Annotated in this window: 25 protein-coding genes; 11 read left to right on the forward strand and 14 right to left on the reverse strand. The window is 43.2% G+C overall.

All coding sequences use genetic code 11. From position 1 onward, the window contains the following. Positions 1-546 precede the first annotated feature (546 nt). From FAZ19_RS23745 to FAZ19_RS00040, 9 genes are all read right to left on the reverse strand, one after another. On the reverse strand, positions 547-717 hold the full coding sequence (locus FAZ19_RS23745) for a hypothetical protein (protein ID WP_169305517.1): 171 nt from the start codon (positions 715-717) through the stop codon (positions 547-549). Beyond that, positions 714-1028, reverse strand: coding sequence for a hypothetical protein (locus FAZ19_RS00005; protein ID WP_136818552.1), 315 nt, complete (start codon positions 1026-1028; stop codon positions 714-716). Before FAZ19_RS00005 ends, FAZ19_RS23745 begins: the two co-directional genes overlap by 4 nt. A gap of 300 nt (positions 1029-1328) precedes the next feature. Further along, entirely contained in the window at positions 1329-1736 is a 408-nt protein-coding gene (locus FAZ19_RS00010; RefSeq protein ID WP_169305518.1) for a DUF5675 family protein, read from the reverse strand. A 193-nt stretch (positions 1737-1929) separates the two neighbouring features. Continuing rightward, positions 1930-2517, reverse strand: coding sequence for a hypothetical protein (locus FAZ19_RS00015; protein WP_136818553.1), 588 nt, complete (start codon positions 2515-2517; stop codon positions 1930-1932). A 501-nt stretch (positions 2518-3018) separates the two neighbouring features. Then, entirely contained in the window at positions 3019-3339 is a 321-nt protein-coding gene (locus tag FAZ19_RS00020; RefSeq protein ID WP_136818554.1) for a hypothetical protein, read from the reverse strand. Positions 3340-3511: 172 nt separating this feature from the next. Then, the gene (locus tag FAZ19_RS00025) at positions 3512-4099 is read right to left on the reverse strand and encodes a hypothetical protein (protein ID WP_136818555.1); all 588 of its coding nucleotides are present in this window, start codon (positions 4097-4099) and stop codon (positions 3512-3514) included. After that, the gene (locus FAZ19_RS00030; RefSeq protein WP_136818556.1) at positions 4089-4856 is read right to left on the reverse strand and encodes a LytR/AlgR family response regulator transcription factor; all 768 of its coding nucleotides are present in this window, start codon (positions 4854-4856) and stop codon (positions 4089-4091) included. The genes FAZ19_RS00025 and FAZ19_RS00030 overlap by 11 nt, the downstream gene beginning before the upstream one ends. 15 nt (positions 4857-4871) lie before the next feature. Further along, the gene (locus FAZ19_RS00035; protein ID WP_136818557.1) at positions 4872-5921 is read right to left on the reverse strand and encodes a sensor histidine kinase; all 1050 of its coding nucleotides are present in this window, start codon (positions 5919-5921) and stop codon (positions 4872-4874) included. A 54-nt stretch (positions 5922-5975) separates the two neighbouring features. After that, positions 5976-7025 carry a lysophospholipid acyltransferase family protein gene (locus FAZ19_RS00040; protein ID WP_136818558.1) on the reverse strand — a complete coding sequence of 350 codons (1050 nt, stop codon included), beginning with the start codon at positions 7023-7025 and terminating at the stop codon, positions 5976-5978. 697 nt (positions 7026-7722) lie between these two features. Here FAZ19_RS00040 and FAZ19_RS00045 point away from each other — a divergent pair. From FAZ19_RS00045 to FAZ19_RS00065, 5 genes are all read left to right on the forward strand, one after another. After that, positions 7723-8283, forward strand: coding sequence for a cyclic nucleotide-binding domain-containing protein (locus tag FAZ19_RS00045; RefSeq protein WP_136818559.1), 561 nt, complete (start codon positions 7723-7725; stop codon positions 8281-8283). 10 nt (positions 8284-8293) lie between these two features. After that, the gene (locus FAZ19_RS00050) at positions 8294-8932 is read left to right on the forward strand and encodes a cyclic nucleotide-binding domain-containing protein (RefSeq protein ID WP_136818560.1); all 639 of its coding nucleotides are present in this window, start codon (positions 8294-8296) and stop codon (positions 8930-8932) included. Positions 8933-9053: 121 nt separating this feature from the next. Beyond that, positions 9054-9296, forward strand: a complete 243-nt coding sequence (locus tag FAZ19_RS00055) for a hypothetical protein (RefSeq protein ID WP_136818561.1) — start codon at positions 9054-9056, stop codon at positions 9294-9296. 144 nt (positions 9297-9440) lie between these two features. Then, positions 9441-9944: a MauE/DoxX family redox-associated membrane protein gene (locus FAZ19_RS00060; RefSeq protein ID WP_136818562.1), complete on the forward strand. Its 504-nt coding sequence runs from the start codon at positions 9441-9443 to the stop codon at positions 9942-9944. A gap of 10 nt (positions 9945-9954) precedes the next feature. Continuing rightward, the gene (locus tag FAZ19_RS00065; protein WP_136818563.1) at positions 9955-10284 is read left to right on the forward strand and encodes a hypothetical protein; all 330 of its coding nucleotides are present in this window, start codon (positions 9955-9957) and stop codon (positions 10282-10284) included. A gap of 34 nt (positions 10285-10318) precedes the next feature. Here FAZ19_RS00065 and FAZ19_RS00070 read toward each other — a convergent pair whose 3' ends face one another. The 4 genes from FAZ19_RS00070 to FAZ19_RS00085 are packed head-to-tail and all read right to left on the reverse strand — an operon-like array spanning position 10319 to position 16903. Next, complete coding sequence (locus tag FAZ19_RS00070; protein ID WP_136818564.1) at positions 10319-11797, reverse strand: TlpA family protein disulfide reductase; 1479 nt, start codon at positions 11795-11797, stop codon at positions 10319-10321. A gap of 14 nt (positions 11798-11811) precedes the next feature. Further along, entirely contained in the window at positions 11812-13179 is a 1368-nt protein-coding gene (locus FAZ19_RS00075; RefSeq protein WP_136818565.1) for a RagB/SusD family nutrient uptake outer membrane protein, read from the reverse strand. A 5-nt stretch (positions 13180-13184) separates the two neighbouring features. Further along, complete coding sequence (locus tag FAZ19_RS00080; RefSeq protein ID WP_136818566.1) at positions 13185-16415, reverse strand: SusC/RagA family TonB-linked outer membrane protein; 3231 nt, start codon at positions 16413-16415, stop codon at positions 13185-13187. Beyond that, positions 16415-16903 carry a hypothetical protein gene (locus tag FAZ19_RS00085; RefSeq protein WP_136818567.1) on the reverse strand — a complete coding sequence of 163 codons (489 nt, stop codon included), beginning with the start codon at positions 16901-16903 and terminating at the stop codon, positions 16415-16417. The genes FAZ19_RS00080 and FAZ19_RS00085 overlap by 1 nt, the downstream gene beginning before the upstream one ends. Before the next feature lie 666 nt (positions 16904-17569). Here FAZ19_RS00085 and FAZ19_RS00090 point away from each other — a divergent pair. The 3 genes from FAZ19_RS00090 to FAZ19_RS24415 all read left to right on the forward strand — a co-directional run bounded on the left by FAZ19_RS00090 (position 17570) and on the right by FAZ19_RS24415 (position 18618). Further along, positions 17570-18184, forward strand: coding sequence for a helix-turn-helix domain-containing protein (locus FAZ19_RS00090; protein WP_136818568.1), 615 nt, complete (start codon positions 17570-17572; stop codon positions 18182-18184). Positions 18185-18253: 69 nt separating this feature from the next. After that, on the forward strand, positions 18254-18493 hold the full coding sequence (locus FAZ19_RS24410) for a DUF6934 family protein (RefSeq protein WP_373287721.1): 240 nt from the start codon (positions 18254-18256) through the stop codon (positions 18491-18493). Continuing rightward, positions 18445-18618, forward strand: a complete 174-nt coding sequence (locus FAZ19_RS24415) for a Fic family protein (protein WP_373287719.1) — start codon at positions 18445-18447, stop codon at positions 18616-18618. Before FAZ19_RS24410 ends, FAZ19_RS24415 begins: the two co-directional genes overlap by 49 nt. A 36-nt stretch (positions 18619-18654) precedes the next feature. On the opposite strand, the gene FAZ19_RS00095 is transcribed toward FAZ19_RS24415, so the two are convergent. Further along, positions 18655-18870, reverse strand: coding sequence for a hypothetical protein (locus FAZ19_RS00095; RefSeq protein ID WP_136818569.1), 216 nt, complete (start codon positions 18868-18870; stop codon positions 18655-18657). A gap of 250 nt (positions 18871-19120) precedes the next feature. Between FAZ19_RS00095 and FAZ19_RS00100 the strand changes: the two genes are divergently transcribed. The 3 genes from FAZ19_RS00100 to FAZ19_RS00110 are packed head-to-tail and all read left to right on the forward strand — an operon-like array spanning position 19121 to position 21891. Next, a complete protein-coding gene (locus FAZ19_RS00100) occupies positions 19121-20200 on the forward strand; it encodes an alpha-mannosyltransferase (protein ID WP_169305520.1) in 1080 nt (359 codons plus the stop codon). Between the two features lies 1 nt (position 20201). Further along, positions 20202-20864 carry a glycosyltransferase family 32 protein gene (locus FAZ19_RS00105; protein ID WP_136818571.1) on the forward strand — a complete coding sequence of 221 codons (663 nt, stop codon included), beginning with the start codon at positions 20202-20204 and terminating at the stop codon, positions 20862-20864. A gap of 46 nt (positions 20865-20910) precedes the next feature. Next, positions 20911-21891 carry a hypothetical protein gene (locus FAZ19_RS00110; RefSeq protein ID WP_136818572.1) on the forward strand — a complete coding sequence of 327 codons (981 nt, stop codon included), beginning with the start codon at positions 20911-20913 and terminating at the stop codon, positions 21889-21891. Positions 21892-21893 lie beyond the last annotated feature (2 nt).

The raw sequence follows: 21893 nt of genomic DNA on the forward strand, positions 1-21893 counted from the left end.
ATTGTCTTGTTTTTATATCTATTCCGGACTGACCTGGCTGGTCAGTTATTGCTAACTTATCGTTCTTAACTTTCGCCAAAAACTTCAGCTACTCGTTACGTTACATGATCATTTCCTTAAAGAACTTTCTCCGCATCCGCTTCGCGCTTCTGCTGCTATTTCAAAGCCTTTCGGCCCTTTTTATCTTTTTTAAAAACCCCTTCGTTTCCGACGGGACTGCAAAGGTAGAAATCTTTCCCGAACTTCCAAAATAAAAAAAATTTATTTTTTCGGCCCTCTCCGATTTCCGCGTTTAAATATTGTTAAACCCTTCTTTTTTCAGGTGCCGGACCCTGCGGACCGACCGTTCCTCCCTTGCGGAGTGGTGCAAAGATAGGAACTTTACAACATTACCTCCAAGTAAACTAAACGTTATTTTTACAACTTTATTGTAAATCACTGATGCATTGATCAATAATTTTATATTTTCATGTTCTCCTAGCTAGCTTCATAGCTAAAAACCCCCGATGTACGATCACATCGGGGGTTTTCAATTAAATGAAGCGGCTAGCGCCGCCGTCGCTTACCATCTAGCAATCTACTCACGAGGTAACTTACTGCCGCACCAATTACAGCCATCAGCACCGTATGAAACAAATTGGACCAGTCGAAGCTATTCCAGATTGAGCAGCACGTACCGCCAAGCGTACCCGCCTGCACATTATTCATCTGCCTCATCGCTTCCCTCCTCCATCGTCCTCGCCCGTTTCTTCGGCATCCATCTTTAATCCATGATCCTTATTCTTTGATCCTCCATTGTCACCGACATCGATGCTAGTAATGTCCGCAGCATCTTTTTCCTGATCCCGGATATCCGATTCCCGATCCCCAGTTTCCGACTCCTGCTTCCCATCGTCCAGTACAGATTCGATAATCCCCAGCCCCACGGCTACGTATTTTAAAATGTTCAATGCCTTCCCCGGCAACTTGATTGGAGCCAGCAGTACCACCTGTAACGCTTGGCTTATTTTGTTTATAATGCTTCGCATAGTATTAAGTATTAAGTATTAAGACATTAGATTTGAGATGTGAATTTGAGATATGAGAACCGCAAACTGGAATCAGAGACCCGATTCCTGATCCCTTACTCCTAGTCACTAGTCACACCAACCCCTCTAAGATTGCCGCGTCGCTATGCTCCTCGCAAAGACGAGAATAACAGTTCTGACCCCTAGTCTCTAACCCCTCGAAGATCGCCACGTCTTTCCTGCTCGCGAAGACGAGAAAAATAGTCTAGTCACTAATCACCAACTCCTAGTCTCTAACCCCCATTCACCAATTCGTAATTCTTACCCCCTAATCACTAAAAACACTTCTGCCTCCATATCCCATAGGCTGTACACCAGTTCTTTCAACTTATCGAGTGCCTTACGACTATGGTCGCCAGTACCCTCTCCGGTAAGCGTAGTCACGGGTGCAATGCAGCCCAGCAATTCTTTCTGCGCATTATTGGCTGCATGAATCAGGATCGCTTCGCGCCCGGTTACATTTGGAATTCCGATTTGCTCTCCATTCTTAGCGTAGGTGCGCTTCACCAGTTTATATCGGCCTTCGGGGATACAACTTTCGCGTCGTTTGTTATCCCGCCATGGTAACTCAATGGTGTGGCAGACTGCGTCGCCCAGAAAATAAATGGTTCCGTTGGTTCCCCTATCTCCGTATTTCCGTTGGAGTATCAGGGTGATCTGTGTTTTCATAGTTATTAGATTTCAGATGTGAGATGTAAGATTTGAGACATTAGATGTAAGATATTAGATTGGAATCTGGAAGCCGGAACCAGGTAACCGAATACGGTTTCCGATTCCAGCTACCTGATTCCCTGCTTCTAGAGACCAGTCACCAATCACTAGTTACCAATTAACTAGCCACCTAACTCTTAGTCACCCTACGCTATGAAGTCATATCCTCACCGTATGCTTTGATCACCGTTGTGATATTTTTCGGTGTATCCAGCATGGTAATTCGATAGATCGCGTTTTCGTAGTCTGCGTTTGCCGCAGTAGCTGTGTAGCTCCATTCAACATTATCTGCATCGAGCGGAACGGCCAGTCCAGATTCGATCAGGATTTCACTTTGATCCAATATCTCGATATTGATCTCTGTGACCTTCATGATATCCTTAATCAGGAAATTGAGTTCATCTCCCACCGCGCCTTTGTAGTTGCTGTCGTTGAGCCTCCGTACCTGAGGAGCGGTAAAATAGTCCTTGAATGCTACGTTGTAGGCCGACTGATTGATGTTCGCTTTTGCAGCATATGCTGCTTTCAGCTCCTCGTCTTTGATCGCTTTCTTTGCATAGAGTGAAGCATCTAAAAAGCGGTTCTGCACTTTCAGCTGTTTTTCGCTGGCCGGTTTGTCGGCTGCTGTCCTTGGCCTTTTGGCGATGATTGTCTGATCGCCTTTTTGACGGAAGACTAAATTTCTTCCTACTTTACCTGATGCTCCCTGCATCACCACATTGTCTTTTGACTTTGCCATTTTTTTAGTCCTTTATTACTGTTAAAAAATTTGTTCCCGTAAGCTTCCCGGGGTACCCTTTCGATCGGCTTACTGAAACAAAGGTTTATAAAATTTTTCATAAATAAATGACTATCAATACTTTGCGAATGATTACGGATTATTATGAACGATTATGAATAATTATGAAGTGAATTAAGAATACATTGCGTTTTGCCAGTCGTGTCTTGGGCATTTATTGGAAGTTCCTTGTTTGTAGACAGGGTATAGGCTGTACTGCGGTAGGTTCTAGCTAGGGTCATCCTTGGGTTGGTGTAGGCTTGTTGTTGTGTCGTGCTAGGGTGTTTCTTGGATTGCGCTAGGCTTGTTCTTGGGTTAGGCTAGGCTCAGGCTAGGGAAATTATTAGGGCAAAGTGGGGGTAAAAGATCGCCACACCTTCGTGTCTCAGGTTCGCGATGACGACGATGTTACTATCGCGATGACGGGACAACTCATCGATGGTGATAATATCTATGACGGTGCTATGGACCGTCATTTTCCTCCCTGTTGTTTTTTGGAAGAGCCTGGTGCTTTTTAATTGTTTCCAGCACCTCATCCGCCAAATAGAAATCCGTTGAATCGAGCTCATAGGTTTTGAAAAGCTTTTTCATCTGGAAGAATTTGGTATTTCCAGATTTAAACAGCGCTTTGAGATCCATATTATCCATGACCATTTTCTTCAGTGTTTCTTTATCTACGGGGATCTTCATCGAAACCAGTTTGGCGATGAGGTTATTTTGCTTTTTGGTGAGTTTGATATTCTTTTTTTGTTGTTCAATCAATATTTGTAGTAAGTTTTCCATAGGGTACTAGGTTGTGCTTCTTCACGACCCACACATCTCCTATACACGTACTCGTTCACATCTTCACTATCCCAAAAAGTGAAGGCAGATCTACCTAAAAAGGTTTCCATGAACAATACCTGCATCCCTCCTAACGAAGCGGTTTACAAAGTGGTTAGCGTTTAAGAATTTCTTATTTATTCGTATGTGTTGCCTGGTAGTGGTTCAGTCTACGGAGCATCCTTTCCAGCAGCTGGCGGATCTGCCTAATTGTCGTCAACTCGAACTCGCTGTACTTCTTTCGCAGGCTCTCGTAAGAAAGTGCTTCCTGCACAGGCGTACGCACATTTAGCTGTAAAAAACGGAGATACGGTTTTAACTGTGGTTCGGGAAGCAGCTCCATGTCCTTTGCCAATCGCAACAGCAGCAAGAGCTGCCTAACGGTAAGACCTATAGTACATTTATTTGCTGATTTATCTATAATCTGTTCAAAATTATTTAACCAGGTACGGTAAAAGTTTATCTGATCACTATAGAATGACGCGAAAGCGCTGTCATTTATCGTCGCATCGCTTATTGCATTCTGCAAGCCCATCCTACTGACGATTTGGTCGGTCATCTCTTCCATAAATTGATGTACCAGGCTCGAAAAGCTATTTATTTCGCTGTTAAATGCAGTCAAGCGTGCTACCTGCTCTTCACGCGTCAGTGCCTCCTCCCCAAGCAATAAGTACTTCTCCCAAAGGATCTGATAGTGTACTTGTAAGTCTTTATTTTCCATGCTTTCGATTTCGTATTTCCATTTCCATTATAAGCTCTCTAACTTTATCCATATAAGTCCTTCCAATCGGTATAGAATTTACATACAATGAATTACGAAGACTAATTGACGGTTCTGTAAGCTTGATATTACCTATATTTTTGACTGCGACAATGTAACCCTTATGTATTCTTATAAAATGGGCTGCCGGTAGGAGTTTCATAAATTCGCCAAGCCCATAGCACAATTCGACCCGACCATCTGTATGCGTTACAAAGGTATTATCTCCTGATGATTCGATCAGCTCGATATCGATCAGCTGCATACTCAATACCTCATTATCCGGCATGCGAAACATAAAACTTTCCTTCAGATCGAGTGGTGTTATCCGCTTTTTGTCAGCATTAACGGGGTGGCGTTCCTTGACTTCCCACACTCTTTCCACCATCCTGTTGAACAGGTGCTCCTTGATCGGTTTCTTCAGGTACAGCGCGACTTCAAGCTCGGAGAGTTCTGTACCAAATTCTTTATGCGCCGAACAGCAGATCACTTCTGTGCGGCCGTTCAGGGCTTTGACTACGTCGAGTCCATGCATGTGCGGCATCTGCAGATCAAGGAACACGAGTTCTATACTGTGCTTCTCAACCAGCCGAACGACTTCTCTGGGATCCTTTGTCGATCCCGCCAACAGCAGGTCGTGCCGCTTCTTTATCAACGCCGTGAGTCCCTCGATACCGGCATCTTCATCGTCCACTATTAAACATTTCAGTATTTTCATAAGCTTTCTCCTGTATTAAATTTGGTTGATAATCAGTTTTACATTATATGTATCCCCTTCTTCGACCGCTTCGAACGTATAGCGGCCGGCGAATACGGCATCCATACGGGCAATTATATTTTTGTGTCCGAGACCCGAGGAAGCTGATGTCTTCCGGGAGCGATCAATCGTATTTGAACATTCAAATACAAAGCTGTCGGCTTCGATCAGCAAGCGGATTTCAATTGGATGATCCACATCTGTATAAATGCCATATTTAAACGCATTTTCGACAAGCGTAAGTAACGTACCCGGTACCAGCTTATGTATGGTTGGTTCGCCGGTTACTTTAAAATCCACATGGCAATTCTCGAATCGGCTACGTTCCAGCAGTATGTAGGATTCTATCGCTTCAAGCTCACGAAAGAGCAGCACCCGCTTCACCCCGTCTTTCGATGCGGTGAGCAAGTAGTTCATTAGATCTCCCAGCTGATCAAGGCTCTGCGCTACCTCAGGCAGCACTCCTTTCGTACGCTGCTGCATTCCATTAAGGACATTGTATAAAAAATGCGGATTGATCTGTACCATGTGGAAGGCAAATTCCATCTCTTTTGCTTCCAGCTCCTTTTTGTGGCGGAGTTCCGCTTCTTTCTTAAGTCCGCGGGCATTTATGACTGATCTGATATGGAAGACCAAACCCGCCGACATCATCAACAATCCAAGATACCTATTGAACATGCGCCAATAGTATTGTTCATCTTGGTGCGACCAAGGTAATAGGGTTATCGGTCCTGTAGAATCCCTGATCCACGACGCGCCAAAATGTTGGATCAATTCCGTTGCTGTAAAAAATAAGACGACGATCAATACTGCAGATTTCCATATCCAGTTCTTCAGGAACAGTGTGTAAAAAAGACCGATACAAGCGTTAAACATCAGCAATGTTATCGCAAACGCGATCAATTGGTTTGAGGCCGTTACCTCAGGCCTTATGTTGTGGTTAACTAATAACATCAGTGCAATATAAATGGGCCATCCATGGGCCTGAATCCTTAAATTCTCTTTAAAAAAAATTTGACTTGGCATAACAAGAAAGGAGTAGTTTAAACGCCAATATACAAACTTTATAGAAATATTTTATTATCTCCCCTGCCCGTACCAGTGCTTTCTGAGCATGTGGTATTCCGTACGGTCGATCGGAAAAGTAGTCATATCGCTTTTGCGAAGCAAAAAATCCGAATCTCCATCAGTATAAATCCCATATTTCAGTTGATCCGTATATGCCTCGGAATCTAGCTTTCGCCATCGATTACTTGAGAGCTGATGTTGGTTTATCCGTATGTTATGCACATATGGCCAATTGGTCCATTGCTCCGGCCAATGAATGAGAAACGTCGCCAGCCAACCGTACAGCTTGCCCATCACGGCGTTGACAAAGATTGACCTATCGACATCCTCTACTGGATGTATAGTTGGTATAGCTTGAATGGAGACGGATTTTTCTTTCCTTAAGGCCAATAGGGTATAAATCGGTAGTTTTAAGGTATGTGCGATATGTGCCGCACCCCAGGGTACGGCTACCTGTTGCCCCATAAAGGACACCTGCTCCAGACCCGCATTTTTGGACTGCCTGATCCCTTCAAGACCATCTACATAGATCAACAGCTGAAATCCCTTCTTCGATAAGCTATACATCCGGCGAAGCGATGCCGCTTGGTTCGCATCCAGTAATACAAACCGGCCTGCCTCTTCCGCTTCGTGGAGTGCTTCCAACAGATCTGGATAGCGTCGCTTCCAGGTTTCCTTAACCACGCCAGCGACGAGCAGCGCGAAGGGAACCTGTGCTTTGACAAGCAAATAATTAATCAATTGATACGCACCAAAATGGTACGTGCATATGATACCCGGTCGTTTCCGTATCTCTGTCAACACTGCTTTCCATCCAGTGATACGCAAAGGATATTCTTCTTTAAAAAAAGCGACATCTTTTGCATTTAGCCAGTGCTGTAGCTGGAACTGCCGAAATATATTTATGTGCATTTCATAGTTTAGCATGGGTAAAAAGTGTCCCAGGTTCGCACTTAAAAACGCGAACGAATTGACCGCCTCATTGTTCAACATTGGGTTTTGCGCTGCCAATATGGACTTTATGCGCCGCAGCTCTGTCAGGTAATATTCTTTTGTATTCATCTTTATACCATTTACGGTTCAAATTGCCCGGCATAGACCTATGCATTGCTTCTGCAGGGCGATATATATATATTAAAATGCATTCCCGTATCCGTTGTTACCGATTGCGGGAATGCGGTTATTTATGCTAGAAGAAATCGATCCCCGGAAGAATTACATCGCAGGGGCTTGAAAGCTCCCTCGATAAAAGCAGTGTACAGCCCCGTCCGATTAGGGGAAATGGCTTGTATTGTAACGCTTTTGACAGTACTTCTTTTACAGATTTTGCCTGCTTTGCAGAAATGTTTTCATTTTTCATTGTAATCATTGCTTTAAGTTGATGACCCTTGATTTTCTATCCTATTGCCCTAGGTTGCCATACGATATTCATCAAGTTCATCGTTTCTGTTCATTAAGTTAAATCCTAATGGGGCCCCAAAAACGTATGCATCATGAACCAAACCTATTATAGTCTGCAAGGAAAAAAGAAAAAAAAGTTACATGACTGTGCTGAGCCGATAAACTGCATCCGTCAGCCGATATCTGTTTTTGTGTCACCCGAGTTCACACGGAAAAGTATCGTCAGATGGATTACCATTGCATTAAAACCCTATCCCGCACAGGTAACGTCACTGTTGTCACTTGATGCGCAACGATCTTTGTGCTTTCTTAGCTGTATAAAGCGGTACAGCTAACCCTTAAAACGCAACAGAAAATTATGAAAGCCTATTTTTTATCCCTATTTGAAAGTGAGCAAGAGATCAACCAGCATTTTACACAGCGGGATCTCCATCGTTTGCTTGCCGCATTAGAACTTAGCTATTACGCTCGGGGCACCAATCTGGACATCCGGCACCCAAGTATTGGTTTCGTAGCAGAGGGACTCATCAAGGAATACCGGCGGGCGGCTAAAGGAAGGCCGACTTTTATGCAGTTTATTGAAAAAGGAACCACATTTATCTACCATCCGCTATGGTACAATAATACCTACAAGGCGCTAGAGCCAAGTTGGGTATTACATATACCGATAGAGGTGCTGTCGGCTACCTTCCAATCGCATCGAGCTGTTGCCAATTGGATCGAGCAGGTATGGCAAATACATGATGCCGGGCATGCCCTCCCCTTTTTCCTCCGCGAGCTCGACGATCCAAAAGAGCGGATTCAGATCTTTCTGTCTGAATGCGGCCAGTATATGGAGTACCTGAGCAATCGAGAGCTAAGCCAGTTTATGGCTATCTCCGAACTACAAAGTCGGAAAATATTCGGGAATTTACTTTAGATGTATGGGTATGCGTCGGATAAGCAGAAAACACCGTGCGTCGATACAGCTCCTTCTGCAACATTGGGGAAAATTCGGAGCGATCCAACCGTTTCACGAACAATGGGCCACGGAACATACGGACTATCATTACTATACCCGGAAGCAATGTATCTATGAGGAAGGATGGACCGATGAGCTCGTATTTTATGTCTGTAGCGGTATGGTCGCCCGCATTACAATGGACGAGGAAAATCGAAACCGAAATATACTCTCTGTGGGATTACCCCGAATGGCGCTATTTACCACTGAGCATCTGTACTCCCAAAATCAGGGCGATGGTAAAATCGTGGCGCTGCGACCAAGTGCCGTATTGATTATACCCTACCGAACGATAAAAATCTTTAAAGAGGAGGAAAAAAGTCTGGATACGCTGATGGACGCCCTGACGAATAAAAAGAAGCGGCAGCTTGCCCGCCTGCGGAAGCTTTCGCTTGTTAAGGATGATATTATATCGTGCTATACACAGTTTACCGAAAAGCTACCGGAATTATACCATATACTGAGCCATAACGAGCAGAAGGATCTGCTTGGCCTATCGCGGAGTTCCGTCCAGCGCGCCGATTATTTTCTCTTAACTGGCAAAAACAAGCAAAAAAAGCGTCTCTAGAGACGCCGAAACTCAAAAAAACAGTTCAGATCTTTGAAATATACAATTGATGATCAGGAATAGATTGACAAGCAACGCAAGAACATATATACCTAGGCAGCACCTAGAAGTCATGAAAAATATGAAAACGAGTACAAGAATACTACTAGCATTATCGGGGACAATTCTATTGTTTATGATGGGACTTCTTTATCTGAAGATGAGGAGCGAAATCTATTGCTGTATCATCACTTTTTTGGATAGCGCAACTTCAGGTACTATGTTCACTGTGAATGGAACATGCCGAGATGATGGCACCATCGATCCTTGGCATTATTACGGAGTAAACGATATAGAAAGCGAAGCAGATCACACAGCAAAATAAATACGATATGAAAACAAGATTATATAGACGAAAATTTGCGGTATTTCCCGGGTAGGCCGGTACGTCAATACACCCTGGTTCAGCGGCTGGAGCAGTCGAGGGATCGCTATACGAAAGACAGATCATAATACAGCGCAATTAAATATGGAAAAGCACCTCACAACAGTAAAGAGCAGTATCAAAGCAGGGACAGCACAGGTCTGGCAGTGGATTATACGTAAATCCCGCTGGCTGTTTCAACAGCGCCATTGGGTGGTGGTGTACGGCTACGCCTTTCTGTACATGTTTACGGGGCATAACAAATTAGTGAATATGCAGACCTTCGTAAAGGGTAACAAACGCATCCCGGTGTTAGGACAATATGCCGAATTTATCGGCTGGGGTATTCCCCTTCTAGAAATCCTACTGGCGATCGTATTGGTTTACCCCTGGCGGAAGATGCAGCGATGGGCGCTGTGGACATCTACGGTGCTGATGGGGGTCTTTACACTCTATATTGCCCTGATGCTGCTCTTTGCAGAGAAGCGGCTTTGCCATTGCGGCGGCGTGATCGAAGAAATGGGATGGCACACACATCTGATATTCAATGCTGTTTGGATTGGGCTAGGTATGTGGGCTATCAAACGACTAAAAAATTATACAATTTAAGTTTACTAAAATGACTTTAATCAAAAAAACAACAAAAACATTGGTGCTGGGAGTAGCGCTATTAGGTTTAGCAATAGGTGCTAGTTCTTGGGCAAGTGCCCGTACAGAAGCGCAATTAGCGACTGGACATCTTGTCAATAAGGGAAGCGGACAGTTTGAGCTGAGAAGTTCGATAAATCCTATGGATTGTCAAGCTACTGAGCCAACACCTTGTACGTATCAAATCTTGTCGCCGGACAATATTCCTGCACAAGATAGCTACACGGCTTCGGAGTTGGAAGCATTTGAAACAAATGGGTGGATCGAACCATCTAATACGAACGGTGTTTATCAAAACTAGAAGAGTGGGGCCGATGGCCCCATTTCTTTTCTTCCTAATCGACCTTTGTCAACAATTCTATAAAGCCCCTTCTACCTTCCGCATTGATTGGTCGCGGAGGGTCATAGGACACCAATTTCCCTTGAGTATCCACAACCAATACCTGTGGAAAAGCGATAAAACCATAATAGGAAACCATATTTGGCTGGGGATCAATAACCCGCAAATTGACGCCTCCCTCGGATGTATACTTTCCGCTTGCCATTCCTCGGTGCCACCTTTCTCTGTTTACATCTACATTTACACTAATGAACATTATAGAAGGATCATTTATTTGCTGCTCGATTTTTACCAGTTCCTTATGTAAGAGCGCGCAGCCCGTGCACCCATCAAACCAGAAATCCAAGATAATCTTCTTTCCCCTGAACGATTCAGGCGTATAGATATTTCCATTAACATCCTCCAATCGGAACGGATAGACATCGGCGTTGCTGTATCTTCTTTTTTTGATATCCTCTAAATAAGACTTGATACGTGTGTTTACCACGCGGTCTAGCGCCTTTTCAATGACTTCTTCACCGTTTATCGCTTTTGTGCCCAAGCGACTGAACAGAAATGCGGTAACCTTATCCTTAGTCTCATCGTCCAAATCAAACTTTATAACCTCTTCATAAATTTCGTTCAGATAAATAAGCGGTACGCTTTCGGGATCTTCGATATACTTTTCCATAAAATACTTAGCTACAAATACATCGGTAAGGTAGTTTGTGTAGGCATAGGATTTTCCAGCGCTCCCCATACGCTTACGAATCGAAGCATCAAATTCCAGCACTACATGCTCTTTCAACAGTTGCTGATAAGGAGCTCCGGGCTCTACTGAGCTTACCATTGGATTTATCCGCATACTCTCCGTGAAATAAACGCATTCGTCTTTTATATAATCATATACATTATCACTTATCTTCTGGCGCTTCAGGTCCAATAACTGGACCTTACTGGCTATCATCGCATTATAAAAATCATTACGTACAGCATAATACATGGAGATATCGCCGCTTTGTATGTAATAATCCAACCAACCCAAGGTCATACGCCTGTTTACTCCAGCGATTCGCTCCCTAATTATATTCTTCTCATTACCTACTCCACCTAGCGTGATTTTTTTACCGAGCTGAAAGGACAGATTGTCTTCTGGCTCGATCAGGTAAGCGCTTGCTGGCAGGAAGAACAAGACAGGAACATCATCCAAAAAGAGCTCTACTTTGATCACGGAGATATCTTGCTCAAGGGGGATATTGAATGCTATGTTCTTATCTTCGACGGCATACCGGTACTTCTCGTCATACAGATCGATAGCCGTAATATAAAAATGCGAAAAAAGCGAGACCTCTAATCTCAAGTTTCCTTTCGACAAAAGTTCGTCATCAAACGAAAATGTGACCTTCGCTGTTTTCGTATCGTTTGCGATTACATTGCTATTATTCGCACATGCAATTGCCAACAATACTAGAATGGTGTAATATATTAACTTCATAAATCTTAAATTATTTAGTGTAAGTGTATCATTTCGTTATCAGGAATCGGAAAGACAATGCGTGCATCGTTCATGGGAAGCAGATACACATCGTCTCCAAGCTTTCGTGTTAAGGTCGTATCAACACCTAATTTGTATAGTCTTTTCAGGTCTGACCATCGGGTGGACCGCCATACCAGTTCTTTACGACGTTCCAGTAGTATTCGCTCGATCAGTGCATTCTTGGTTAAATCGTCTATCCCGAAATCGTAGCCTGCTGGAAAGCGCTTTCTTAGTAATTGTAGTAATGTCTCCGTCGCATCGGACAAATTTCCGGTGCGCGCCAGACTTTCCGCCTTGATCAGGTAGATCTCATCGCTTGCCAGACCAGTGAAGGGATATAGGTTTACACCGGTACTTCCGAACATCATCTTTCGATAATATCTACCCTGCGCGTTCTTATTAAAGAAAACTTGTGGACGTAGATCCGTCGCATCATATAAGTCAAGGAGTACGGTATCCATTCCGATATAATTGCCGGTGAGCGTACCAACACCGGAAGTTGTTGTATAATCCAATACCTGTGTCGTGTAATAAATAACATCGTCGTTGTTCCATTGAAAAGGCTGATCGGTATCCAGTGCTACCGTATTAAAATCAGTAATAACCGGGTAAAGGCGTAAGCATGCATCAGCCGACGCCGCTGCTTTCGCAAAATCCGCCATATACAGGTAGACTTTTGCAAGCATCGCATAAGCCGCAGTCTTGCTCTGCCGTGTACGTATCTGAGCTGGCCTTTCGGTAACGAGGAGATTTACGGCATCATTAAGATCGGTAAGAATCCGGTCGTAACAGGCCTGTACTGTTGCCCTTTTTTCCACCTGATTAATATCGGCGGAAAGCCGTATCGGGACACCAAGATCTGTGGCGGCTGTAGTTACGTCATAAAATGGTGCAAAGGTATTAAGCAGATCGAACAGTGAATAGGCGCGTACAAAGAGCGCTCTTCCCCGGATATCGTTAATCCGGGTCTGATCTGTCCCGCCAATTCGATCCAGTTCTTCGAGCACACTATTGGCATAGAAAATAGCTGTATATAAATTATCCCAATCTTTGATGTTGGTCTCCCCTTCATAAAGATCTGCATTCCATAGGTACGCATTTCGCTGCGTCGAGCTGAATAGACCCTGCCATATCTGTGGTGTGGGAATATAATATTCATCTGATGCCAACCGCTGCAATGCGCCGTTTACATTGATTACCAGATCATAATCCAACAGCCGTTCGAGATCTTCCAATGTCTGTGGACGGATGATATTCGAGCTCGGTTTTACGGCGAGAAACTCCCGTTCACAGGCACCGAAGAGCAGTAGTATACTTATCGCTGTTACAATTTTTTTCATGTCTATTAAAGTCTGATTTGAATACCTAGTGAATATGTGGTCCTGATGGTATTACCATTGAAGAATACCGGATCAATTGATTTATTGTTTCGGGTCCAGAGCACACCTATATCCGTAGCGCTAAGAATTAACCTAAGCTGTTCAACTGATAATTTACGGGCAAAAGTAACGGCATTGTATGCAAATTGAAGATCCTGAAAGCGAAGATGATCGGCCGGCTCGATCAACAGGCCGCTATATTTATAGAAATCGCTCCTATTAACATTGTTTGGATACACCAATGCAGGCACATCGGTGCTGTTTTCATCACCTGGGTTTTGCCATCTTTGCTGGTAGTCCCATGCGGTATAACTTCCGTTGTATATTGACGCGTTGTCCAGTGAGTTCCTGCGGAACACATGACCTGCGTACCAACGTAACGAAAACGAAAGTTCCATACCCGAGTAACTAAAGCTGTTCCAAAGCGTACCGTGGAAGGTAGGTACAGATGTGCCCATGTACTCCATTTCCGAAAGATCCTGCGTATTTTTGATGGCACGGTAGTCTTTTGATTCCTGCCCTCCCAGATATCCTATTGGATCACCTGTTTCATCTAACCCTTTCATGGGGAACGCAAAGAAGGCGAACTGCGGATGATCTATCTGGGGATAATCGTTGATGCCAGACATGATCGCAAAATTCGTTGCCGGAACGATATGATAATCCAGCACGCGATTGGTCACACGGCTGATAAAAGCCTGACTGGACCAGCTGAACCGACCTGTAAGGTTACGCGATTGAACGGAGACATCGATTCCCTTCGATAGCGTGCTTGCCGTGTTTCCCGTAAATCCGGCAACTCCTACCTGGGTGGGCGTAGGCCGGTTTGCAATCAGATCCTGCCCCCGCTTTTGCCAGTACTCTGCTGTGGCGGAGATACGTTGATTGTGCGAAGTCAGGTCGACACCTACATTGATATTCCTCACCTTTTCCCAACGAAGCGCCGGATTGGGCGGATTCACGATTTCATAGTAAGGCTGACCATTTGCTAGGGTAAATGTCCCCTGTCTAGCCGTCAGGTATCCAGATACCGAGCGGTTTAAATTCCCATTGTATCCATACGAAGTCCGGAGCTGCAGCTTTGAAAGTACATGTTGCGGGAAGAAGGTTTCCTTATGTATATCCCAGAGCCCTCCTATCGACCACAGGGGTATGAACTTTTGGTTGGCATCTACACCGAACAGGTTAGAACCGTCGCGACGCAAGCTTGCACTCAGGCGGTAGCGGTCTTTGAACGCATACATTATATTGGTGTAGTATGACACAAAGCGATCCTGCACAGACGACTGATCGGTCATGGTCGGTATGCGTAAACTTTGACCACTATGCCACATCCTAAATGGTTCCAAATAGTTCACAAGATGATTTTGGTTCGTCTGGTTCTCTTCGTTATATCCATACCACCCGTACGATGCATTAAGACCCGAATTTTCTCTGATCTCTGCACCTGCAAGCATATTGAACTGTTGATCATTGCCAAAATATCGATCATATTCCACCTGAAGACGCCCTGTCTGATTACGTCCTTTCCCATTTCTGACCAATTTGATAGCGCCTAAGGGAATACCATACTCCAAATTTCCGCTGGAATTTAGATAGGAGAAACTATTGGTCTGGTTTCTCGTATAGTAGGAATTGGGGCCGTAATAGGTAGGTGCATCGCTATAAGATTCTTCATATAGGTACAAAGCAGAAGCCTTGAGCCCGTTTATTATATTCGCTTCTATCTGTAGGCTATTCCTTAGGTTCGTCATTCGGTTATTACTGTAAAAATCGCTAGTGTGGAGATCATCCATCGGCCTTAGCTGCCAATCCAGCAGTCTCTCTTCTGATAAGCCGTCTATATAAGAGAGCCTGAGAGTAGATACCTCGGGAAGGTGATTACCATCGGCATCGATGTATTGGCTATAGGGATATTTTGGGGAGGAAGGGATACTAGATGCTACCTGCCTATCAATCTTATTGCTGTAGAGTATCCGATGGGACAGCTTTATCCTGTTCTCCCAGAATCGCAAGGTATTTGCTGCCTGTAAGGCCCAACGTTCAAAGCTGTTTCCTACGGTCTGCGCCTTATTCCGATCCATGCCAGCCGAAATAAAATAATCGTGGTTGTCGGTAGCGCCCCGAGCCGAGGCATTATATTGCTGATTGAGCAGCGGTTGGTTGAAGTACGTATTATACTGTCCCCGAGCATCCTGGCCGGCTATTGTTGCCAGCATCCGCTCCCCATCCTGCTCCGTTATTGTCGCTGCACGCATCTGTGCCAGAATTTCTACGACAGGTGATACGGGCTGCCAGCCTGTATTCAACGTAGAGTTATACCGTCCCTTCCCAAAAAGAAAACGCTCTATGTCGATAAATTCGGATGAACTAAGCATTGGCTGATCGAATACATTACGCTTACCCGCTAACGACATATTCGTATTGAATTCAATAACTGGCTGACGCCCCTGCTTTCCGGACTTAGTCGTAATGACAATCACGCCGTTGCTGGCTCGTACGCCCCAGATGGACGCTGCTGCCGCGTCTTTGAGGATGGTAATGTTCTCGACATCATTCGGATTGATAGATTCTAGACTTCCTTCGAATGGAAAATCGTCCAGTACGATCAATGGTTCGCTATTGGAATATAGGGTTGACCTACCCCGTATTTCAATATCCCCCTGCCCGCGCTGTTTCCTATCCAGATTGGTGATAAGGCCCGGAGCCATACCGTCTAAGCGGTCAATGATGTTGGTCGATACTCTCCTATTGAGCAGCTCATTATCGATCTGCACGAAAGATCCAGTTGCTCTTTCCTTTGGGATCGACTGGTACCCCGTGCTTACCACCTCAACTTCTTCAATCTGGTTTTCGGCGGGAATTAAGTTAATTTCCAAATGCGAAGTTGTTTTATCATAACCTAGCTTTTGTTCGGCAAAGCCGATGTGTCTAATGTGCAATATGCCAGTGGCAGCTCCGACACGTAGGCTAAATTTACCGTCGCGATCGGTACTGGTCTTCTCCCTTCCTTTTTCAGTAAAGATAGATACCCCTTCGATAGTCTGCCCGTCGGCAGCCGAGCGTACCGCTCCTCCGAGGATACGACCCGACTGCGCTTGGGCATCACTAAACAACACAAACAATAATATCAGGACGGCAAACCGTAATCCATAGGCCCTAGGCGTTGAATTACTATTCTTCTTGTAGCAATTCATTACCTCAGACCTGACAAACGACTTACAAAATCTAATCTTACTCCTTCTTTAATGTCACCTACTTGTTCTGCGGACAAAGACCGGCCGATGGCACTATCCGTACGGTTTATATAATGCACCGTATGGCTAGCCATCATATAAGACAAAAAATCTTTTAAGAAACTATTCAGTGCCTTGGCTTCGTTGCTTTTCTCAGCAACGGCTCCTTGCGCCAGAAGAATCAAGTCAAACAGGTTAAATTGTTCCGTATTATCCCAACTGTGTTTGGACCAGAAACTATCGATAATTTTGGAAGGTTGGTAATCCGCAAATTCCGTTATACGAAACTCCTTTGCCATAATGGAAAGAAATTGCCCATATTTCACTATCCGGGCATCATCAATGTAGATTTTTTGTGCAGGAGATATTTTCTCCTTATATATATTATCTCGAGAAGCTACCTGCTGAGACTGCAGTCCATAGCTTTCCCCTTTGCGTAATTTTCGCATTCTTTTAATAGTTAGGCGTGTTGGGAAAAAACGGAAAGCGATGAAAATTCTGCAGCTATCTTATCGCTTTACTTTGCCCGCCACGCAGTTAATAAAATATTTTAATTGGAATGCGAGTTCTTCTCTTCTTCAGGTAAATAACGGTGATGATTTACGCATTCTTTTAGAAAGCCATATTGGCTTTTTTCGCGCGTGTTACTCGGGCGGACAGATCAGATTTTTAATTCTTTGTTTTTTCACGTTCTTACTCGTTTATTTTCCGACCTTGAGAGAATCTGGCAGGAAACAAAAAACGAGCGAAAAAAAGCCACCCTATTGCTTGCTCTGCCGAGAAGGCGTAGGACGGCCACCGTTTTTCAACGGCCGAGCACAGAGCAAGCAGGGTGACCCGCCTTATGGCTATACAAAGATAGCATAAGACAAAGGCCTTTCCTACTCCTTGCGCTCGAACGTCCTACTTTTCTCCGCAAGATTTTTAAAGCATCCTAATGTTGTTATTATTCAACGCCTTTGCATAATAACAACATTTTATACGAATCACATATACTTTTACATATTACATTATATATCGAATAGGACAAATATAAATATATAAATACGAAAAAACAAGTAAAAACAATAATTATAACTCCTGTTGACTTAAAAACTTAATGACGTAATTGTTTTATGGCAAATACAAATGAAGAACAGGACAAAGAATTCGAAAATTTTCTGAAAACGCTAGGGGATTTTATCCGAGACAAAAGAAAATCCCGAGGCCATAAAAGCGCGGAAACCTTCGCTAATTCAATCGACATGGATGAAGATCAGCTCCGAAAGTACGAAAGAGGCGAAATACCGATGACGTTAAAAACCTTGCATAAGATATTTAAAGGTCTTCGAGAAGGAAGTGAAAATATCGCCGAACAACTGGCCGAATTATCTGAACCCCCGCTCGAAAAGTCGGATAAACCGTTGTCGGCAGAACAGATAACACATGTAAAGAACCAAGTGAAAAAGTTGAACGGAAATGAAATATTAATCACTTTACGAGATGAAGATATCCAGCGACTAGGAAAAATACTTATTATTGGCTTTACGACGGTTCCAAAAAATATATTTGTCCAAAAAGTGGGATTATTTTCTAGAAGTAAGAACTTCAATATAGTTTTCAGCATAGCGCTTAAAAATAATTGGATAGTGATGCTCTATCCCGAATCTCCCCGTCGCCATGATCAAAAATACCATACTACCGAAGCAGGCAAAAAGGTATTACAACTGGGCAATAAGGCACAAGAGTAATTTTTCTAAATTAGCTTAATAACCATTATGAACTTAGATAGTTATCCTTTCTAAACCAATGATGGTCACATTGATTTTGAATTTGACAGTGAACTACCAAAATGTACGATCAAGAAAGTAGTAGGTTCCAGTCCTCAAAATGCAAATGGAACAACATACTTTAATCTCGGCATCGGCGACCTTACCCTCACTACGGACGCTATTAGCTATTTAAAAAGATCCAACAATAGAGATAATGAAAAAATTCTGTCAACTATTGCGTGCATCATCTTAACTGTCTTAACATATGCGTTAAAGCGAACTGGATAAAAATGACAAAACCTCACAAGCCTAATTCAAGAGCACAAATGTATCAGATTACATTAGAAGGAAAAAAATACTATTCTTCCGCTAATAGTAAGCTAGCGACGATAGTAATCCACCGAGCTGTATAAAGTTATAGCCGGACTTTTTTTAACGTGACACATTCTTCAAAAAGTACCACCAGCGATATTGTCATGATCGACATTAAACATGAAACCTATAATCAGGAACTTATCGAAAGGATCTCCTTGCAGTCCAGTAATTAATGCTACCACTTCGTTCGCCTTCTGAATAGATAACATAACGCACCATAATCGTAACATACGAACGACGACAGCGTCATCTCCTGATCCCTGTTCCCAGCCTATAAGTTCTACCAACATAACTCCCTATCCCAAACGTAAGCCAATTTTCCATTCTGTCATTTAAACGTCATAAAGAAATCGTTTTAGCACGGTGAAACATCCTTTTATTTGGAAATTCCCTATTTTAGGAAAAATAAGCCGAGCAGTTATAGACCGATCCCAGTGCAATATTAATCAGCTACACTTATCCCCTCTGCTTATGTCTAATTGTGTCTAAAATTACGTCATGTATTTTAACAAGAACAGGGTTCGATATACAGGTTATGTTATGCCAAAGCATGACATAGAATACCTTGCACAAGATTGGAAAGCATTCCTTGCGAAGATCCCCGCATATCCACATCATCGTTATGCTGAAAAAGGCATTGTATATACTGCCGGTGGAGTCAGCCACGTTACCTGTCTGTGGGTGTCTATAAATGAATTAAGGAATTTAGGATGCCTTTTACCTATTGAGGTGTGGCATCTCGGAAACGAGATATCTATCGATGTGATGGAGTTCTTTGAAGGATTAGATGTTCGGTTCAGAGATTTTCAGGACCTTGGGCCAATCGATAGGACAGGCGTGTTTTTAAAACCCCTAGCTATCTTGCATAGTTCTTTCAGAGAAGTATTGTACATAGATTCGGACAATGTCTGCCTACGCGATCCGACCTATTTATTTGATATCCCCGAATACAACCGTTTAGGAACGGTGTTCTGGCCCGACTATTGGATAACGGACCCCCATAATCCTATTTGGAAAATTATAGATTCGAGTGCTTTTGATACACCCGAGCAAGAGAGCGGACAGTTGCTAGTTAACAAGGAAATGTGTTGGAAGGAATTGAATCTGTGCTTACATTTCAATATGTTGGAAAAATACTATTATAAATTACTATATGGTGATAAAGACACCTTCAGGTTTGCATGGTTTGCGTTGAAAACATCATTCTATATGATTCCGACGCTTCCGGGCACTTGTGGAACAATAAAAGAGGATGCTTTTTATGGCAATACGATGTTACAACATGACGAGAACGAAAGTGTCTTGTTTCTTCATCGAAACCTTTTAAAATGGGATATAACTCGACCTTATGAGAAATCATGGCAAATCATGAAACGTTTTGAAAAAGATGCAGTAGTTAAAGAGGCGCTTTTAAAAAAATTGAACGGAAAGCCGATGATCGATCTTGATGGAGACACACAATATGAAAATGCCTCCACAGAAATTACCCTCTTGGAGGAAAAATGTCTTAACTACCTAAGAACTTGGCGCAACTCCGTAGCATATTTCAGTTTTTACGAACACATGCATTTTGTGAATCAACGATATACTTATTCCAAATCTTTTTCATTAGAAATTTGACATGGTACCACAGCTAATACATCAAATCGTAGGTAGGAAACCATCTAAGCTGGCTCAGATCTGTTTAAGGTCATGGAAAATCCTAGAAAGTAAAGGTTTCGAAATTATTTATTGGGACGATGAAATGCTGGAGAAGTTTATCGGTGAATACTATCCATTCTCCCTACAGGCTTTCCTTTCCGCCCGGAACCACGCAGAAGCTGCCGATATTGGCCGATACCTTGTAGTGCATTATTACGGTGGATATTATGTGGACTGGGACATCAGTCTGAACGATGTGGAAGCATTTATCTCTCTAGCACACCATGAAAAGCAAGGCTATCTTGTCGAAGACCCGTCAAACCAAACTCTCGCATCCGAACATTTTTCTGCATGTAAAGCAAATGTATATCTCTCCACTATTGCAAACGACATTGTGGACATCTTTAACCGGGGCGAACGGGATAAAATAAGTACACCAGATTACTCCGGACCTTTCCGCATGCGCGAGTCATTAAAAAAAATAGCACCCGTTGAACAGACCAAGATTCCGGTAAAAGACATCTTCGAGTATGATTACAGCGAAATAAGAAAACAGCCAGAATACCGGAAATCGGGGATTATGACCCATTTTTGGGAGCATTCATGGATTCCATCCAGAAGACAGCTAAACAGAATACCATAAAATAAGGAAAAATTAACAAATAAATAGATAGCCTAAAAAAAGAACGATGAGAAAAAAACTTAAACTTGCATTCGAAGAACTGGAAAAAGAACTGACCATCATCACACAGGCCGAACTGATGCAGCTAATGGGCGGCAATGGATCAGGACTTAGTGCAGATGCCTCGGTAGAAGAAGTGGCATCTTATCTACATGACATTGGTGTTCCACTTACCCAGGACTCTAGTGGTAACTATTATTTTAGCAGCTCCGGCAATAGCATCATGATCGAGGAAGTCGTTGTTATGGGCTACTCTACTGGCATGAATAGCAGTGGAGACGGCCAAAGTGGATACAGCTCTGGGATTAATGGCGAAATGACCTCTACAGACATGGTCGTTGCCTATCTACAGTCCTATGGTTTCGCATTCAGCTTCAATAATGGGAGCTACACTTATTATTCTCCCAACGATAACAACAACTCAAATCCTAATGACAGATGGCAAAGAGATCCAAACGGCAATATAGTTGCAACTCCAACTGGAAGAACAACAACCTTTCCAGAAGGCGAAAATTCTACGGTAAATGGACTAATATTCGAGTATAAGGAAATGGAATTATTAGCAAAAAACGGGCAGAAGTATATCGTATACGAAACAACATCTGTTTGGGATACCAATACAGGACAGTTTCTACCTCTTGATGCACAATATCAGTCGAATTGTTTTGGACTAGCCGTTGCAGATGGTAACTATTATTTTTGGGACGATACATCAACGACCACTAATGAGTTTTCTTTTGAGTCATATAAAAATGCATTTTTTGAGGAGACAACCAGCTACGACCCTAATGCTAGCCTTGCGGTAATATATTCCGGTGACTATGCAATACATGCTGGAACATATGGCATGACACAGGGCTTCACAGCGAAAGGAATGGTCTCGGGAGTAAATACATATTCTTCAGAAGCTGCATTTCAAAAAGGACATACCGAAGAAAGTACTACAATTTTGTACCCAGGGTCTGTAAAATATTATAGATTAAAATAATC

The organism is Sphingobacterium alkalisoli, from assembly GCF_005049105.1.
GTDB lineage: Bacteria > Bacteroidota > Bacteroidia > Sphingobacteriales > Sphingobacteriaceae > Sphingobacterium > Sphingobacterium alkalisoli.